Below are 18,258 nucleotides of genomic sequence, written 5' to 3'. Positions count from 1 at the left end.
CCGTCGCCGTCGGCATCGATAGTCTTCCAGCTTGATGGTATACCATTTTCAAACGATTCGGAAAGACTGGGATTAGGATTAGGGTTAGGATTCGTTCCGTTGGGGGCATCCCATTTGAGCGTTACCTTCTGTCCATCAGCACTACCCGTCAGATTCTGTACAGGATTGAACTGCTGTGGATCAACTGTTACGTCAACACATTCCTTCGGAGATACACCGGTTTCGTACTTAACTTCGACACAGTAGTTATACTGGCCAGGAGCTACATTTTCCTGTTTGAATGTGGTTGCCGTCAGATTCTGTGCGACAACAACATTGTCACGATATACCGTGTAAGTATAGTCATCGGAAACACCTCCGCCAGAGACTGCTACGTCATCAAGATAAAGACGGAATATACCTGTACAATCAAAATGACGGAACGCCAAATAAACATCCTGTCCTGCATAGGCAGAGAGATCAATGGTCCTCTCCTGATAGGGAGCTGGAGCCTTTGCACCTTCGCTCTTCAGGACATTTGCAGGAACAGATTTGCCTCTTCCAAGAGTTTCTTCGAAGAGCTTGACTGTAAAGTTTGCAGCCTCGTTTCCGGTTGTGGACAAGAACACTCCATAGTGCTCATTTTCCCAAGGAATTTGCGATGAAATCCAATACGTAAGCTCACCGTCTTGGGGAACAGTAATCTTAGGAGTTACCAGATAGTTGTCCGGACTCAAGTTGGGTTTTGCGCCTGTGCTGCTTTCCCATGATCTACTAAACATAGCACCATTACCTGTATGAGTAGCGGTGTTGTAAACGTTTATTGTAGATAGCCAATTGCGACCATCACCATCAGCATCGATCATTGTCCAACCATTTGGAAGCGTTTCTGTATCGAAACTTTCGTTCAACACATAAGCCCGTTTGTCGGATGCGGGGGCTTGCCAAGTGAGGGTTACCGTCTGCCCTGATACAGACCATTGGAGATTCTGTACGGGAGCGAATTCATTGCCACCTTCTCCTGTTACCACAACGGATGCAGCATCGCCGGAACCTTGTCGTTTGACAGTGAAGTGATAAGTCTTACCGGCCTCTACTACATAATCATTGCCTTTGGAAACACCCTGCCCTACAATATATATTAAGCCGGGATTCGGATTGATGATTACATAGTCATAAGTGCCGGCAGGAATATCGGCTGATGCCGTTCCATCAAGCACGAAATTCGTAGGAGTAAACGAAGCATCGGCATTGACCGGAACTTTATACTCGAAAGGATCGAAAAGGCCATCAGGAATTGTCTCGCTAGCAAACCAAAAACCATCTTCGGGAATCGATGCGCCGTACTGATCGTGATCGTCATCCCAAAGCATTTGATAGCCTGTGCCGTCTTGCCACACATCATGAGCTTCCAAGATAATTCGTGCCATGCCGGCAGGAATCGGATCTCGCAGATCCTTGGCTGTGGATGTTCGAATACCTTTCTGCACCGTCTGGTGCGTCACAGATGGAGCCGTCTTCGGCCCTCTCTGTGCAGTAGCCGTCTGTCCCCAACACAACAGGGATAGCAGGACGGCAAGCGAAAATAAAGAATTCAATTTTCTCATACCTTTTGAAAGTATTAAAGATTAATGTTTCGCGAGATAGTGCTCTACCACTATCGCCCGAAAGGTATGTTTTTAATCTTAACCTGCCAAATATTTTTTGCTAAAAAGACACAAAACACAGTTTTATTCTTTAGAAATTAGCCGAAAAATACACCCATCGCTGAGGCAAAGTTTTACGCCATCTTTTTTGAGGATTTTATGTTTTCCATTGAATCCAAAGAGATTCGAGGCAATTATACAGAAAGGTTGAAAAGCTTACATTCTATGATAGAAGGGAAGATATAGCCCCCTCTACGCTATATCAATTCTCGGAAAGAATCGATAGCCTTTGAATCCTTCTTCAATAGGATGAGAAGCAGAGCAGGTATTTAGACCTCGTATACAGTTCTATATACCCTCTGATAGATTGGTTGCAACAGTACAGTCTCGGATAACAGCTCTTCACCTCACACAAACTGTGTAGATGAGGATAAAAATAACATTGGAATATTGCCTAAGATTCACATCTTATTCGCAAGAGAAGAAGTGAGGAACAAAAAGATCCGATCCACTTGTTCGATGGTCTATCCGTTTCGATATATACCGAATCTTTCATATTCTCTGCCGAAGGGCGAAGCATCGGCATAGAACAGCCAGGGCCCCTAAGATCGAGAGACGGGACTGCTTTCCGACTTGAAAAAGATGGCAAAGAGAATGGTAATGACTAATGCATAAGCTGCAAAAATATACCATACCGTGCTCCAAGCCGTATGACCGGCATCCGTAAAGCGATCCACCACCCAACCGCTGGCAATTCCCCCGATGATGGCTCCGATACCATTGGTCATGATCATAAAAAGGCCTTGAGCAGCTGCTCGAATCGAGGGCGTAGTCTCTTGATCGACAAACATGGAACCGCTGATATTGAAGAAATCGAAGGCCATACCATATACGATCATTGACAGAACCAGGAAAATGAAGCCGCTACCCGGATTGCCAAGACCAAAGAAAGCGAAACGCAACACCCAAGCCAACATACTCATAAGCATCACCCGTTTGATCCCGAAACGTCCCATGAAAAACGGAATGGCCAAAATGAAAAGAGTCTCGGAAATCTGTGACAAAGAAAGCAACACATTGGGATGCTGCACGGCAAAGCTCTCGCTATAAGTATCCGCGAAATCGGACAAAAACGGATTGCCGAATGTATTGGTGACCTGAAGGGCTGCTCCCAATAGCATGGCAAAGAGGAAGAAGACTGCCATACGACGTTGGCGGAAAAGAACAAAAGCATCCAGCCCCAAAACGGCAAGCACCCCCTTCTTCTTGCTTTCTTTTGCCGGAGGGCAGTGAGGCAGGGTAAAAGCATACAATCCCAATGCAAGGGAAGCCACAGCACTGACATAGAATTGCATACTGCTCATTACCCATCCGCATATATCGACAGTCCACATGGCCAAAATGAACCCGACAGTACCCCATACGCGTATAGGAGGAAATTCACGCACTATATCCATACCGGCTTTCTCCATAGCAGTATAGGCTATCGTATTGGTGAGAGCGAGAGTAGGCATATAGCTCATGCAGAGCAGGAGCATAACAGGATAAAAAACGGAGTAACTACTCAGCGTGGAAGCATAAACCAGCAATATGGCTCCGATCAGATGGCACACACCCAAGAGTTTTTGAGCAGCCACGTACTTGTCCGCCAGAATACCCAGCAAACCCGGCATGAAAAGAGAGGCAATGCCCATCGTACCGTATATGGCACCTATTTCCAAACCGGAATAATGCAGTACGCTCGCCATATATCCTCCAAGGGAAATCAGCCAAGCTCCCCAAATGAAAAACTGCAGGAAATTCATCAGGATCAGACGGTATTTCAATTGCTTCATGATGAGTGTGTGATTGTAGTTGTTACGGAAGACTGAAAAGAAAAAGCCCTTCGACGGCACCGAATCCCGAATCGAAAGGCTTATTCCGGAGCGTATAGCACATATCAGTTATCAGTATAGGTCATACTATAGACTCCTATACGCGCTGTTTTGTCTTTTTTTCCAAGTAGTAGTTTCACGCCTGACGGGAACATGAAATTATTCAGCTGAGAGGTGTACATTGAGCCACCGGCTCCTGCAGTCTGACGCTTCACAGGCAGCAGTACGAGAACAAGATCCTTATTGATATAAGGCTTACCCTCGGGGGTCTTCTCCGTATTGTTCTTAATATGCTCCATCAACAGGCGGCTGATATTGCTAAACCGATACTCCCGTTTCTTAATGTTGTATATGGTCGAGAGGAATGCAGTGCGGGGCTGCATCAGTTCGGTTTGTTCTTGCTCGAAGAAGTTCTTCACCGAATCCTGTGGCAAGAGCAACAGGTAAGAGGGCGGACTCAGCATCAAGCCCTCAGAAGGCTTCGAGGCACTGATATTGAACTGTGCTTCACCGATCTGCCAAGCCAAAGAGGAAGACAGATTGCTCGTGAAAGCATCCGTAAACTGCTCTTTGCTGATCGTCAGTTGCGTCATCACCCCTGCCGGACTCTTCACACAAGAAAGAGAGTCATTCTCCTGCAACAGGTGGGATATTTGGGAGTTCTTGATATGATTGACCTGATAGGATTCGCTCGTATTTACGAATGTCTCTGTAGCCGTCTTGGTGGAATCGGACGTAACCTTGTAGTTATAATAGATGGCCATCTGTGTATTGTACACGCTCAGCACAACTCCCGTACCCGTCGTAGTAGTCACATACAGACCGCCCAACACATTATTATAGAAGCTCTCCTGCGTATCGAAAACACTTGGATTGTTTACCGAGAGGTCGTATATCTTTTGGCCGATCTCATTGGGCAGGGGTATTCTTACGCGGTGGAATGCTGAGTCATTGCCCGCCTTGAATGTCTGCGAAGCGATGATCTGGGTTTCGTCCAGCAAGGAAGCTAATTCCTCCGTAGAATAGTACGAGGGAGGAATGGCTTTGTTGATTTTATAGATCGAAACCTTCATGAGGGCTGTTGAATCCCCCACCCAACTATCATAGTTGATACTAAGCTTCACGGAGTCGATTTTCCCATCTTTGGGCGGATACTTGAATTTGAAATTCCTCGGACTCTTGAACTGCATGATGTAGTCAGCCTTCAAGTCGCCGTATTCGGGATCCGTCAGGTCTCCCAGCAGGGTATAGTTCGTTCGGTTGTATATATCGCCCATCGGTATCGTCTTTACAGAAAATTCGAGCGTATCCACTCTGGCCGAAACCGGATCCGAAGGCGGCTGGATAGAACCTCCGATCGGAGACAGATCATCATCGCAGGCTACCGTGAGGAAAGCCATTAACGAAAAAACGAGAAGAAAGTATCTCTTCATAATAATGGTGAATCATTGGGGGTTTGCGTGGAAAGGCAGATAATTAACGTTAATCGCTGCCTGCATATTGTTCGGCGCGGTCAGGCAGAATGAGACAAATCAGTTGGTCGTCAAAAGATCGCTATAGAAGTTGTCGAAAGCCTCTTCATAGTTCTCTTTCCCTTGGTATGGGAGGAAAGCCTTCCCCTCCAAAGAGGATATATAGTCGGTCAGTTCCGGAGCTACAGTCTCCGCACCCTGAATGACGCCATCAGCGTATCGAATCGCCAGACGACTCAAAGCCATATAATCGGCAGACTGTCCCATGACGGACAAGTCATCAGCCGTGATCTTATCAAATTCGAGCTTGCTAAAAAGAGTCTCCGGGATTACCCCCTGTCCGGCATCGTCGTAGACGGAATAGACCACTTTTGCCTTCTGCAAGCAAGGATCGTCCGCATACACCTTCTTCAGATACAAAGCCGCCAAGGCCGTGAACCAACCATGACAATGGATGACATCGGGGATCCAGCGCAGTTTCTTGATGGCCTCGAGTGCTCCCCGCACGAAGAAGATGGCTCGCTCATCGTTGTCATTCTCCTGTTTAGGCTTGATGTCGTACATCGTCTTGCGCTTGAAAAAATCATCATTGTCAATGAAATAGACCTGCATGCGTGCCGACTGGATGGAAGCCACTTTGATGATCAGCGGATGGTCGTTGTCGTTGATGATCATATTGATACCGGAAAGGCGTATCACCTCGTGCAGCTGGTTACGACGCTCATTGATGATACCATAACGGGGCATAAAAATGCGCACCTCGTTGCCTCGCTCCTGAATGGCCTGAGGCAATTTGCGCGAAACGACCGATATGTCCGTTTCCGGCAAGTAGGGGAAAATTTCTTGGGATATGTAAAGAACTTTTTTGGAATCCATTCTTTTACCGTCATCTACGTTTCTCGCAAAGGTACAAAAAAAACTCATCGACAAGATAAGGAAGAAGTACGTAAAGCTCTCTTAGATAAGTATAAAAAGAAAAATACACCCAAGTATCGCAGCACATAGCCAACTATTATAGCAGATAGAGTAAGCCGATTCCGCAGGGAAGGCAGACAAAAAACTAAACAATCTGATCAAGCATAAGGCGTAATGATAAAGGCACAAATAGATTAATAGATTTTTAAGAAAAAAAGCGAGAAGGCCAAAGAATAGCCCCGCCCCGTTTGGGAAAAAACGAGAAACGAATTGCCACACAAAAAGGCCATCACGCCCCCTTAGCAGAATCGACGGTTTAAAGACGGAAGAGATAGTTGAGCTTTATGCTCAGAGTCAGGTTCGACGATTTGCCATGAGGATCCTGCTGGCGGTTGTTGAGGAGATCGTGGAAGCCATAGTACAAACGCCCTTCCATCTCAAAAGTTCCCAGACGACTGGCATCGAATCCGAAACCAGGTCCACCGGCCAGTCCCCACTCGAAACGACCGTGTAGGCCTTGCGCATAACGTCGCAGCTGTAGTTCGGTGAAGTCCGAGCCTTGCTTGACGGGTTTCTCTGATACGATGAATCCAAACTGAGGCCCCAAATTGAGAAAGGCATAGAGACCTCTTTGCCGAATTTTGACATGTGTGAGCAGGGGTATCGTCACACAATCGAACGTGCGGCGATAGGCATTGTCAGGTTTTCCCTCGAATTTTTCTTCCCAACCCAGCCGGACATAATCCACTTCCATCTGGAAGCCGGCTTTCAAGGCTCCTGTACTTTCCTCGTTTACCCGAACAATGAGACCACCCGATGGCGCCAACAACATCTTTTGGTCCACTGAGGGGTTGAAGAGCACCTTGTTGGCGGATACGCCTCCCGCGAGTCCGACCTGCACACGCAATGACCGCTTGGCCGTTTGGGCTTCGACCAAATTGACCAGAGATAGGAAAATGAAAAGACTGATACTTATTCTCAGAAACATGATTTTCTTCAAATAGAGTTGCATAGACAGTCGAACATTCGTCCACTCGTCATGAAAGAGCAACTATTGAGATATGGCCACACGATCCACCCCTCCATCGGCTCTCAGGGTAACGATGAAGAGGTTGAGATTCACAAAGCCGCCATCACCTTTTATCTCACGGAATTGGAAGTCTGTCTGCAATCCCGTGGAGGGGAGCATGGGGAGGTTGTTCCTAAGTGAACGGCCATAGGAGGCTAAGCCCCCGATAAAATAGCTGGTAATATCGTAGCCCAGAACGCTGTACTTGGGGAAGCCACCAGACACCTTATGATCGTACCAGGCATAATATTGCGAAAGGAATTGTTCGCTTTCGAGGTTTGCTGGATTGAAATAGAAGGAAGAGTAGAATGAAGAGCCGTATTTCCTCATTCGCCCTTGCATATCTCTGTCGAAGGACTGCCACTCGGGGTAGCCAAAGAAAGTTAACTGTTCCGCCTTGCCATTGCCATCCGCCAAATAAAGTATACGACGAAGGATGCTCTCTCTCGCCATGCAGGGCATTATCACGATACGGGAGTCGGAACGAAGCAGCTTGACCAATTCGCCCTGTTCTGTATCGGAAGAAATCTTCGTATAGGATTTGCCTGCCTTGTCCATCTCGGACATAATGAAGGCGGCACAAGGCTCAACCGATCCCGAACCGGTGACGAACACAACGGTTCTATCGGCATATCGCTGCATAAAGAGCTTGGCAACCTGCGGATAGAGGTATTCTTGGGGAGGATTGATCTGGAAGAGGTTGGCCGAAGCCCTGCCGGCTATTTTACCGGAGCTGAACGGAACCACGTAGTTGATACCGCGCAGGTCTGCATAGCGTGAAATAGCAGCTATCTGGTCGTTGGAAGTGCCCCCGATAAGGAGGTGACAGTTATTGAGCTCGCCACTATGGATTACATCCTCTGCATCAGAAGCATTGGATACATCATAAACGCGCAAGGTCACCGAAACGCCCCGTTTCTTCAGACGATTGAGCCCCATCAGCATACCTTCGTAAAACTCCACATATCGCTGTGTATTGCCCGACAGCGGGAGCATCAGACCGACTTCTATAGTTTCGGACTGTACCGACATGGGACTGGAGGCCATAGAGGTAGAGTCAGCCTTGGGAATACGCAGCTTCCTACCGGCGGGGAAGTTAGAGGCTGATATACCCGGATTGGCCCTCATCAGATCGTCTTCGCTCAACTCATATTGCCTGCTGACAGAGTAGAGCGTTTCCTGTGGCTGGATAATATGTTCACTCGGGAGAGCAGCTGCTGAAACTCTGCTATTGGACTTGATCGGCTTGGCCGGAATAAGCAAGGTCTGTCCTTCTCTAAGCCCCTGTTTGGCCGATGGATTGAGCGCATAAATATCTTCCTCCGAGAGACCATACTGACGCGCCAGTCCATAGACGGTCTCTTTGGCTTGCACCACGTGCACCTTTGTCCTGCTACGCGTCTGAGCAGCCATCGACATGGCAGACATCAGCACACAAGCCATCAGCAGGATATAAAAACCTTTTATCCGGAATACATGATTTGTCATGATTTACCCCCTTCTTTTTTAGTCCTATCTATTAGGTGAGATGGGGCAAAGGTAACAATAACGACACTGCAGACAAATGTGTTATCCTCTTTACAAATCCCCATATCAGAGAGCTACATGGATTAATCTCTTCATTATAACAGGCCCATAACTATACGAAAAATCATCCGGATATCATAGAAGCATTTTGAGAGATTAAATTAAAATGATGGACTTACCACTCGGCTTGAGGATATCCTATACTTCTTTCAAATTCTAAATAATATTCAGCAAGACAAACAACTCAAATCAAAAGCCATTTCAATGTCGAAAGACAAGGTTGCTTAAGGGACAGGCAATGTCACACACTACATCATTTTATTAGCAATAATTCCTTGCGTTGATAGCTTACCAAAGTCAGCTGTTTCGACAGAAACTCGTACCCAATAAGCCCATTAATTTTCAGATCTTTATCCTTGTTTAAATGAGAGATATCACTAAAAACAGTTTGTGATTTTTTGAACAAGGTTGTTCCGGCATAGAATTCTTTCAATTGAGCATGAGTGACATCTTTCTTGTTTTTAGAAGCTCCACCTAAACTTTTTGTCGTTATTCCCTCCAAATTATCTTTCACTTTAGCGAAAAGGGTTATATCCAAGAGATTTGCTCCCGCACCACAATCAATACCCAATTTATAATAATCATCTCCTATCCTGATCTGCATAATGGGGATGTGGCCTCTCCATTCAAGCGGAAGAGTTTCAATAAGGTGTTTAGATAGTTTTTCTTTTCTGTATGTTTCGAAATAATCCGGATTGATTAGTATGACAACATTCCTGGCATAATCATACAGTACATCGTATTTACTCAAGAAATCATGGCCGATCAGTCCGTAAATCTGCCTACCTTCGCTCTCCAAGTGTGATATGTCATTCGTAAGCATATCTTTCCGATTGACACGGATTCCATAAAAGTCAATGCTCGTATTGACAATATTTGTTCCTGATAAACTCTCGTCGTGAACTCCTTTAGCAGTACTTAAAACAGTTTCCTCCTTTTCTGTATCGACTGTGTCTTTCTCGATATATTTCGAATTAATGATGGTAAATCCAGATCCACTATCCAATATGAAATCTTGCTCTTCTCCATTGACAGATGCCTTGACAACAATCAAATTTCCCATTCTTGTAAATGGAATTTCTATCACATTACTCAGATTGTATTCTATTTTGGAAGGATCTACCTTGGCTGTTTTTACCACGATTTTTAGTAGTTCCATTCTTTTTATCCTATTGTTTTGATCAAACTCGAACAACGCCTGTTTCTTTCCGTGTTTCTCATATTCAACATCGTAATTAAAAGTCAAGTCAACGTTTCCTGTTACTTCTGTCAGTATGAAACTCTCGATGTTTCCCAAATTACTAACCAACTGCGCCAATACCGTTTCTGCTACGGGTGAAGATTGACCTGCAATTTTAAAGTTTTCCGCCAGATATGGCCTTATTTGCTCCATGTTCTGTTTGCTAACGGCATCAAAAACAACACCGACAATTCTTTCACATTCGGTTCTATCTTGCGCAAAAACCGTTATGGTAAAGAATACGGAAAAAATCGACAATAAGATTCTTTTCATAACTATTACATTAATTTTCATTGTGTTCTCGGCAAACTATAACGCATTCGGCAAGAATGGAAAAAAAGTAGGGAAGCAGCAGAATGGGCGATTACATTAATGTGCTGGCGGGAACATTTTTCACCCTTGGCTGTATGCCAAAGGTATCTACTGCAGACGTCCTTCCCAAAAAAGATAGGCACAAGCTGTATCAGCACATAGCAAACAAAGGAATCCATGCGTTCAAGTACTTGGCTTGCAATATAGTAAAAAGAATATTTCGTAATACAACTGTGATCATTCTCCGTAGTAATATACACTCCAATATCAAGTACAACACTATTGTAAATTTTGACCATTAGGTGTAATTGCATACTTTTAGCGTCTTAAGTAAGAGTCACAGATCGCATCAGTTTTTTCTAACAACTAAACTATTTCGACAAAGAATGAAAAAATTAAACTACTTATTTTTATTTGCCGTTTTATTCACCTTATTCTGTTCAGGACAAAAAGCAGTGGCACAAGGCGTAACACTTCCTTATCTTGAAGGTTTCGATGAAGGAATCCCCTCCACATGGACTATCAAGGATGCCGATGGCGATGGATGGTGTTGGCTCCACGGGGTTCCTACATCTTTCCAGAACACTCAGCATGGCAATGGTATGATGGCATCCTTTTCTTGGAGTGGCGGACAGCCTTTGAAACCGGACAACTGGCTGATTTCTCCCATAGTGACCGGTGCGACCTCTGTGAAGTATTACGTAGCTGTAAACACCCTATATCCTAATGAGCACTATGCTATCATGGCTCAGCTGGAAGGGCAAGAGGATTATATTGTTGCCTTTGAAGAGACGCTGACCGGGACAAGAGCACAAGGGCCATTCTTCGAACGAATGGTGAATCTTCCGGCCGGCACGCAACGAGTGGCTTTCAGACATTACCAGTGTACCAATCAAAACTTCCTTCACATCGACGAAATTTTGTTCATGGGCAACGGGGCGCAGCACAACCCTGTCATGAATTTGCAAGCGAGCGTAGCAGACAATGGGACTGACGTGCTACTCCAGTGGAAAGCCCCTGTTTCAGACGAAACCGACTTCTCCTACACAGTGTACCGTGATGCAGCAAAGATTGCAGAAGGCCTGACCACTACCACTACTACATACACGGATGCGAATATGGCTAACAAGCAGCATGAATACTGCGTAGAAGTAAAATATACCAGCGGTGTATCGCCGAAGGCCTGCACCAAATTCGTACCCCAAAGTGCTCAAATGATAGCGGTGCAAAAGCCTTATACGCTGACGGTGACAGAAAACACGATCACGGTATCTTGCTCAGGCAAAGCCACCATCTACGACATGAAGGGACGGCAATTGGCTTCGGGAACGAATAAAGTAGTCTTTACGGCTCAGAACAATGTATATGTCGTAAGGATCGAAATAGATGGTAAGACCTACGCAGAAAGAATTTCCGTCAAATAATCCGCATCCGATTCAAAATTCATATTTCCTGATTCGATCTTAGACTGAACAGGGGTGTGCAAAAATCGCGCTCACTGCGATCGTAGCACACCCCTTTCCTTTTTCCAAGATTTGACGGACAGCTCTGTTTTATCACCTCGTGAAGAGACCCTCCGAAGGCTGCGAACTATAAATAAATCGAAAACTATCTGTATACAAATCGGAAATGTTTTATATACAAATCGTTTGATGACCTCTTCTGAAAAGACTTCCGAACTAAATTGGTATTACCGCATAAAAGTCATGCGAACGGAGTACTCGTTTTTTGATGAAACTGCCCTGACAAAAAGAGAGAAAAAACGCTACTGAATAAGAATAATTGCTATATTTGCGTCCGCTATCGGGATGTAGCACAGTTGGTAGCGCGCCACGTTCGGGACGTGGAGGTCGGAAGTTCGAGTCTTCTCATCCCGACAACGCCGTCAATATTCCTTCGGGATTATTGGCGGCGTTTCTTTATTTACAGCAAGGCAAGTGCTTTCTATTGCCCCAACAGAAAGCACTTTCTCTGAGTGTATTTTAGTCTTAGGACTGATAAGATCAGGAGGGAAAAGCCTACATGTTTTTGCCGAAAAAGAACTGCATCAGCAGCAAATTCAGCACAAGCAATGCACCTCCCATCAGGACGATCTGACGTTGTTCCGGCTTAGGCAACAGGAAATAGGCGACTATACCGGCCACGAAGATGAGCAATATCAGAAAAGTGATGACGCGTGTAATGCGTGATTTGCGGAGTTTCATTTTCTTATGTCGTTGTTGTTATCAAAGTGAAAAGGGGCGGAGTTTGTAGCCACGGGTGCGAAGTTCCTGTACCAGTCCTTTTGCGCCGATGAGGTGGCCGGCTCCTACAGCTATGAGAGTGGGCTTTGCAGACAGTAGAGCCGGTATCTTTTCCATCCATCGTGCATTGCGCTTATAGACCAAACGCTCCATATCCTGAGGTGTCATATATTGACCTTCGAACACGCTTTCTATCTGCTGAGCCTTATAGTCACTGACAAGTTTTACTAAAGGATTCTGCTTCTTTTGCATATCTCGAATTGTCTTAAGCAAGTCTTGTGCTTGCTCTTTCAGGCCTTTGGAAAAGAGGAGATATTGCATAGCATCCCAAGCCTCATCCTGCGTTTCGAAAAATACCGCCTCTTTTCCGTCAGCGAGTCCATGAACGACAACGCCTACATCCATCGGCTCCTGCCCTTGGAGACGCATAGATTCTAATCCGAGACTGATAAAGAATGAGAGGATAGAGGGGCGGAGGGGTATCTGATCCACAGAACCCATACCGGCGGATTTGAGGAATTGGTTCAATTCCTGTAGCTCTTCAGGAGAATAAAGCATGGCATAAGTGGTATCGCTCGGCAGCATCATGTTTGCTTGCAGGCGCGGCATCAAGGCTGTCAGGGATTCGGGACGAACGTCATGCTCGATGACTACCTGACGGACAGACGCGTATGCATCCTTATAGCCGGAGATACTATCCGTATAAGTATAAGGCACTATATGACAGGTACCGAGTAAATAGCTCGGTTCGGTCAGCCCGTTTCCGGAAATTTCCCACAGGATGGCATCGCGTTTGCCGACTTCCTGTGCAGAGACACAGTAACCGATGAGGAGAAAGAGCCAAAAGAGAATCGTTTGTCTTGTCTTCTTCATAATTGTATCAATGTCTTAGGGGTTATGCAATAACATCATTCTCCAATCTGGAAGCAGGGCGGGAACAGGCTTGCAGTGTATGTATCCACTGGCAAGCAACGAGACCGGCCGTTTCCGTTCGCAGGCGACTCTCTCCAAGAGAAACGGGTGCAAATCCGGCAAGCAAGGCAGACTCCACTTCAGACGGAGAGAAGTCTCCTTCCGGCCCTATCAGAATCAGCACATCCTGTCCTGCGCGGTAGAAATCCGACGGATAGCCTCGGCCTTTAGCTATTTCGGCTCGAACGGCTTCGTCCACATAAGCGATAAGGCGAACCGCGGTATTCGAAGTATCGGCTATTACGGTTTGTATCGGGATATTGACTCGAATCACGGGAAAGGAGGCTTTGAGCGACTGCTTCATCGCACTAATTGCGATGCGCTCCAAGCGTTCCGCTTTGATACGCCTACGCTCGGAATGTTCGGATTCGATAAAGACCACTTCGTCCACCCCTATTTCTACTAACTTCTCCAGCATCCACTCCATCCGCTCGCTCTGTTTGGTGGGGGCAATAGCTATGGTAATTCTGCCTCGCCAAGGTTTTTGCCACGACTCCTGTCCGCACACGCTTACATAACAGCTCTTGCGATCGGCAGTTTCTATGACCGCATCGAAGAATGAACCTCGCCCGTCGGTCAGACGGAGACGATCGCCTGCCTGCATACGCAGGACGCGCAAGATATGGCCGGCTTCGTCGTCAGGCAGCCTGTCGGACTGCTCTATATCGGGAGCATAGAATAAGGGGAGGGACATACTGAATCATTCTACCATAGTTTCTGTACCAAAAGTAGTCCATTCCAACCGAATAGAACCATCGGCAGCGCGAAAGGCGAATCAAGAAACGGAAAAAGGGTGCACCGGATTCCTCTCCGATGCCCCCCTTCTCTATCCCAAAGGATATAGCCGACAGCTTATTTTATTGCGGTCTGACTTTCCGTGCAAATCGGTCATTCACGCTCACCATTACAGCCTCCCCTGCAAGCTGCGTGCGTGGCAAGCGAATCGTCACTTCTCTCTCGGTTGAGACTACTTCTCGCAGCAATGCACCGGACAGAGAATGGATCCGTATCGTATTGGACTGCGATCCGCTCGGGCAAAGGATGCGAACGACGTCGCCTTCGCATGTAATCTGATACGGGCTATCCTGCTGAAGAGCCTCCTGCATAGCAGCCGGTACTTGATGGATCACGCACCCCAGATCAGGATACTTGACGTAGCTGTTGCCTTCGCTATCCTCGAAACAGATCAGCTCGTTCGGGATACCTCCGTCCATCCCCAGAGGATAGGGGTCAAAGCCCTGTGTGTCGCCTATACCCTCGATCCATACGTAGTGTATGTTAGACGCATAAGGATCTTCTCCATCATAGAAACCGTTGATGTAATAGAAACGTCTTTGTTTCCCTGCAAACTCTTGCTGCTCGATTTTGGCAATGATAAATGACACCTCCGGTATGAGTTGGAACGTGTAGTCCTTGAAGACTTGCCCAACGGGTCGGTTATAATCGAACACCTCGTACTCGCCGCTGCTTCCAAAGACGCGGAACACCTTTCCCGTCTCCGGTTCTTCTCGCATAGAGATCGAGGGTAATACAGGATCTTCGGCATTCGTCGGGAGCACATCTATACGTACATATGCTTTGTCATCGATTACAACCGTCTCCACGGCCTTGTATTCATAGGTTCTTTTCTCATGCATAATATCGGGCATACCGGCTGCACCGGTTTTGTGAACCACGTTCCATTTATTGCCCACGGAAACAAGTGGGATTTGCCCCGATCTCGGAGCCGGTGCCGTACGATGCTCTTCGGTGGCAGATTGCTGAGCACACAAGGGGGAGATTGCAGCCCCGACACCCAAGACCGCGGATAGAATTAAGTACTTGGCTCTCATAAACCTTTCATTTTTTTAGGATTGGTTTGACGATGCGTCATAAAGATATAAAAATTGTGTGCCTATTCATAATTTACGAACGGCAATTCGTCAAAATTCCCCACCTTTGCCCTGCACTATCAGGGAAAGAACGATATGAAAAGACTGATAACAACAGGAGCAGCCATTTTACTGGCCGCTACACTATCTGCCTGCAACGGCAATAATACAAGCGACACCCAAGACGATCGGGCTGAACAGGCCGAAACGGTGCAAGCTGATCTCTTCTCGGCCGACTCGGCTTACACCTTCGTGCAGCGTCAGGTGGACTTCGGCCCTCGCATCCCCGGCACAGCTCCGCATCGAGCCTGCGGCGATTGGCTCGTGGCTACGCTCCGCAGCTTTGGAGCCACGGTGCAAGAGCAGACAGCCGAAATCAAAGCGCACGATGGCACCATGCTGCCCATGCGCAATATCATAGCCTCATACCACCCCGAAGCCACGAGACGCATATTGCTGATGGCTCACTGGGATACCCGGCCGGCCTCCGATCAGGATGCCAATCCGGCTATGCACACAGAGACTTTCGATGGTGCGGACGATGGCGGCAGCGGAGTAGGCGTATTGCTGGAAATAACACGCTATCTGGGACAACAGAAGGATTCGGGCATGGGCATCGACATCGTATTCTTCGACACAGAGGACTACGGCAGCTATGGCGATGACGAATCGTGGTGTCTCGGATCACAGTATTGGAGTCACAATCCGCACGTAGCAGGTTACAAAGCCGAAGCCGGCATCCTGCTGGATATGGTTGGTGCCGAAGGAGCTACGTTCTATTGGGAGTACTTCTCCAAGAGCTATGCCCCGGGGTTGATCTCTGCCGTATGGCAGACGGCAGCCGAATTGGGATACGGCAGCTACTTCATCCAAGCCGATGGCGGCGCTCTGACGGACGACCATGTACCTGTGATCAAGAATTTGGGGATTCCCTGCATCGATATTATCAATTATTCGTCCAAAAACGAACATGGCTTCGGCGACCACTGGCATACCCAGAGGGACAATATGCAGATCATCGACAAAAATGTACTCGATGCCGTGGGCGAAACGGTCATTCGATATTTGGACGAACAGGCGAAAGCCGCTTCACACTGACTACTCACTCATTAGCTTACCCCATGCCAAGTATAAACGAAATACAAGATCAGATCATCGAGGAGTTCTCCGCCTTCGATGACTGGATGGACCGTTATCAACTGCTGATCGATATGGGCAGTGCCCTACCCGAACTGGACGCTGCGGACAAGGTGCCGGAGAACATTATCGAAGGTTGCCAGAGTCGCGTATGGATAGCAGCCTCTCTGCAAGACGGCAAGGTACACTACCGCGCCGATAGCGATGCCCTCATCGTCAAAGGGATAGTCGCCCTACTGCTACGGATACTGAACGATCAGAAACCGAAGGACATCATTTCGTCCGACCTCTACTTCATTCGCGAAGTAGGGTTGCAAGATCATCTCTCCCCGACGCGCTCGAACGGCCTCGTCTCGATGCTCAAGCAAATGCGTTTCTATGCCCTTGCCTTCGAAGGTGGGGAGGCCTGATTCATGGGTGATCGTCTGACCGTCATCATAGGTGCCGGACTCACCGGCCTGACCACAGCCGCCTTCCTCAGAGCTGCCGGCAGGCCTGTTCTGGTTTTGGAGCAGTCAGCTCATATCGGCGGACAGATACGCACCCTCCGAAAGGACGGGTTTGTCTTCGAAACAGGGCCGAATACCGGCACGATCTCCTCATCGGAAGTAGCCGAGCTATTCGAGTTGCTCGGATTGGAACCTGAGATAGCCACGCCCGCAGCCGCCAACCGCCTGATATGGAAAGGCGACAGACTGCATCCCCTCCCACGGAACTTTGCCGAGGCTGTCAGTACACCCTTGTTTTCCCTATGGGACAAATGGCGCATCCTCGGCGAACCCTTTCGCCGGAGGGGCGGACAGCCCAATGAAACGGTCGGATCCTTGGCTCGTCGCCGTCTGGGCAAAAGTTTTGTGGACTACGCAGTCGATCCTTTTCTCGGTGGCATCTATGCCGGAGATCCCGACCAACTGGTTACTCGCTTTGCCCTGCCCAAATTGTACGATCTGGAGCAGCGATACGGCAGCTTCGTGCTCGGTTCCGTTCGAAAGGCCCGACAGCCACGAAGCGAACGCGACCGCAAAGCCTCGCGCAAAATCTTTTCCGTACGAGGGGGACTCGGTGTCTTGATCGAAGCTTTGGCTGACTATATCGGGCGCGAACACATCCTGACGGAAACGCAAATCCGATACATCAATCACCCGGGAGCACACACCTTCGGCCTTACCTATACGGATGCTTCGGGAGAGGAGCACACCATTCCTTGCCGCCACTTGGTGAGCACGGTGGCAGCGCGCCACATTCCCACGCTATTCGACCACTTCCCGACGGACGAATCAGCCGTATTCGAGCAGCTCTATTATGCCCCCATGATAGAGGTTGCCGTAGGCTTCCGTCGGGATGTGGCCACCCACCTGCCGGCTTTCGGCTGCCTGGTCCCTTCAAGGGAAAATCGTCGCATCCTCGGTATCCTATTCCCTTCGGACTGTTTCCATGGCAGAGCACCGGAGGGGGGCGCACTCTATTCCATATTCATGGGCGGGGTGCGGAGTGCTTCGCTCATAGACCTTTCCGACGAGGAGATCAGCACGATCGCAATGGAAGAGCTGCGCGATATGCTGCACATACCTCACACCTGTAGGCCGGATCTGCTGCACATCTCACGCCACCGCCATGCCATACCGCAGTACTACGCCGATACGGAACTTCGGCTGGACATCATTCGCCGAATGGAAATGCGCTGGCCGGGCTTACATTTAGGGGGCAATATGCGTGGGGGAATAGGTATGGCACATCGTATCTCACAGGGTGTGGAAATGGCTCGAAGTATCATAGAAGAGACAGCTATCGCCGAACGAGCCGCCAAAGGCTGATCAGGGCATTCGCTTTTTCCCTCACCGCGAGCTACACCCCAATCGGCCGGTATTTCTTTTCACCCTGTTCTATGTAATCCAACGCATATCTTCCGGACTAATTCATAAGCCCAACAAGCCAAGCAAA

The 18,258-nt window shown here is 47.8% G+C and carries 15 protein-coding genes and 1 tRNA gene; 5 read left to right on the top strand and 11 right to left on the bottom strand.

The window, feature by feature from the left end:
* The 7 genes from F452_RS10895 to F452_RS0108935 form a co-directional block, all read right to left on the bottom strand.
* On the bottom strand, nucleotides 1–1,586 hold a 1,586-nt coding region (locus tag F452_RS10895), incomplete at its 3' end, for a DUF2436 domain-containing protein (RefSeq protein ID WP_033317185.1).
* Between the two features lie 641 nt (nucleotides 1,587–2,227).
* Nucleotides 2,228–3,460 (bottom strand): nucleoside permease, encoded by a 1,233-nt coding sequence (locus F452_RS0108960; protein ID WP_018965872.1) that lies wholly within the window; start codon nucleotides 3,458–3,460, stop codon nucleotides 2,228–2,230.
* Nucleotides 3,461–3,564: 104 nt separating this feature from the next.
* Nucleotides 3,565–4,932 carry a DUF4270 domain-containing protein gene (locus F452_RS0108955; protein WP_026292341.1) on the bottom strand — a complete coding sequence of 456 codons (1,368 nt, stop codon included), beginning with the start codon at nucleotides 4,930–4,932 and terminating at the stop codon, nucleotides 3,565–3,567.
* A gap of 99 nt (nucleotides 4,933–5,031) precedes the next feature.
* Entirely contained in the window at nucleotides 5,032–5,847 is an 816-nt protein-coding gene (locus tag F452_RS0108950) for a glycogen/starch synthase (protein ID WP_018965870.1), read from the bottom strand.
* Between the two features lie 355 nt (nucleotides 5,848–6,202).
* Nucleotides 6,203–6,874, bottom strand: coding sequence for a porin family protein (locus F452_RS0108945; protein WP_026292340.1), 672 nt, complete (start codon nucleotides 6,872–6,874; stop codon nucleotides 6,203–6,205).
* Between the two features lie 63 nt (nucleotides 6,875–6,937).
* On the bottom strand, nucleotides 6,938–8,443 hold the full coding sequence (locus tag F452_RS0108940) for an amino acid ABC transporter substrate-binding protein (RefSeq protein ID WP_018965868.1): 1,506 nt from the start codon (nucleotides 8,441–8,443) through the stop codon (nucleotides 6,938–6,940).
* 352 nt (nucleotides 8,444–8,795) lie between these two features.
* Nucleotides 8,796–10,076: an aspartyl protease family protein gene (locus F452_RS0108935; RefSeq protein ID WP_018965867.1), complete on the bottom strand. Its 1,281-nt coding sequence runs from the start codon at nucleotides 10,074–10,076 to the stop codon at nucleotides 8,796–8,798.
* A 473-nt stretch (nucleotides 10,077–10,549) separates the two neighbouring features.
* Between F452_RS0108935 and F452_RS0108925 the strand changes: the two genes are divergently transcribed.
* Together F452_RS0108925 and F452_RS0108920 are read left to right on the top strand one after the other, a co-directional pair.
* The gene (locus tag F452_RS0108925; RefSeq protein WP_039443753.1) at nucleotides 10,550–11,518 is read left to right on the top strand and encodes a choice-of-anchor J domain-containing protein; all 969 of its coding nucleotides are present in this window, start codon (nucleotides 10,550–10,552) and stop codon (nucleotides 11,516–11,518) included.
* Between the two features lie 380 nt (nucleotides 11,519–11,898).
* Nucleotides 11,899–11,971 (top strand) — tRNA-Pro (locus F452_RS0108920).
* 141 nt (nucleotides 11,972–12,112) lie between these two features.
* Here the strand turns inward: F452_RS0108920 and F452_RS0108915 are convergent.
* The 4 genes from F452_RS0108915 to F452_RS0108900 form a co-directional block, all read right to left on the bottom strand.
* Entirely contained in the window at nucleotides 12,113–12,298 is a 186-nt protein-coding gene (locus F452_RS0108915; protein ID WP_018965864.1) for a hypothetical protein, read from the bottom strand.
* A gap of 21 nt (nucleotides 12,299–12,319) precedes the next feature.
* On the bottom strand, nucleotides 12,320–13,210 hold the full coding sequence (locus F452_RS0108910) for a TraB/GumN family protein (protein WP_018965863.1): 891 nt from the start codon (nucleotides 13,208–13,210) through the stop codon (nucleotides 12,320–12,322).
* Nucleotides 13,211–13,232: 22 nt separating this feature from the next.
* Nucleotides 13,233–14,003, bottom strand: coding sequence for a 16S rRNA (uracil(1498)-N(3))-methyltransferase (locus F452_RS0108905; protein WP_018965862.1), 771 nt, complete (start codon nucleotides 14,001–14,003; stop codon nucleotides 13,233–13,235).
* Nucleotides 14,004–14,166: 163 nt separating this feature from the next.
* Entirely contained in the window at nucleotides 14,167–15,141 is a 975-nt protein-coding gene (locus F452_RS0108900; protein WP_039443380.1) for a hypothetical protein, read from the bottom strand.
* Between the two features lie 135 nt (nucleotides 15,142–15,276).
* Here F452_RS0108900 and F452_RS0108895 point away from each other — a divergent pair, with 135 nt between their 5' ends.
* From F452_RS0108895 to hemG, 3 genes are read left to right on the top strand one after another with little or no spacing between them, the layout of a single operon-like run.
* Nucleotides 15,277–16,278, top strand: a complete 1,002-nt coding sequence (locus F452_RS0108895) for a M28 family peptidase (RefSeq protein WP_018965860.1) — start codon at nucleotides 15,277–15,279, stop codon at nucleotides 16,276–16,278.
* 23 nt (nucleotides 16,279–16,301) lie between these two features.
* Nucleotides 16,302–16,727, top strand: a complete 426-nt coding sequence (locus F452_RS0108890) for a SufE family protein (protein WP_018965859.1) — start codon at nucleotides 16,302–16,304, stop codon at nucleotides 16,725–16,727.
* Nucleotides 16,728–16,730: 3 nt separating this feature from the next.
* The gene (hemG, locus tag F452_RS0108885; protein WP_018965858.1) at nucleotides 16,731–18,131 is read left to right on the top strand and encodes a protoporphyrinogen oxidase; all 1,401 of its coding nucleotides are present in this window, start codon (nucleotides 16,731–16,733) and stop codon (nucleotides 18,129–18,131) included.
* Nucleotides 18,132–18,258: the final 127 nt, after the last annotated feature.

The organism is Porphyromonas gulae DSM 15663 (assembly GCF_000378065.1).
Taxonomy (GTDB): domain Bacteria; phylum Bacteroidota; class Bacteroidia; order Bacteroidales; family Porphyromonadaceae; genus Porphyromonas; species Porphyromonas gulae.
The sequence above is the reverse complement of the archived record's forward strand: the minus strand, read 5'-3'. Positions and strand labels throughout refer to the sequence as shown.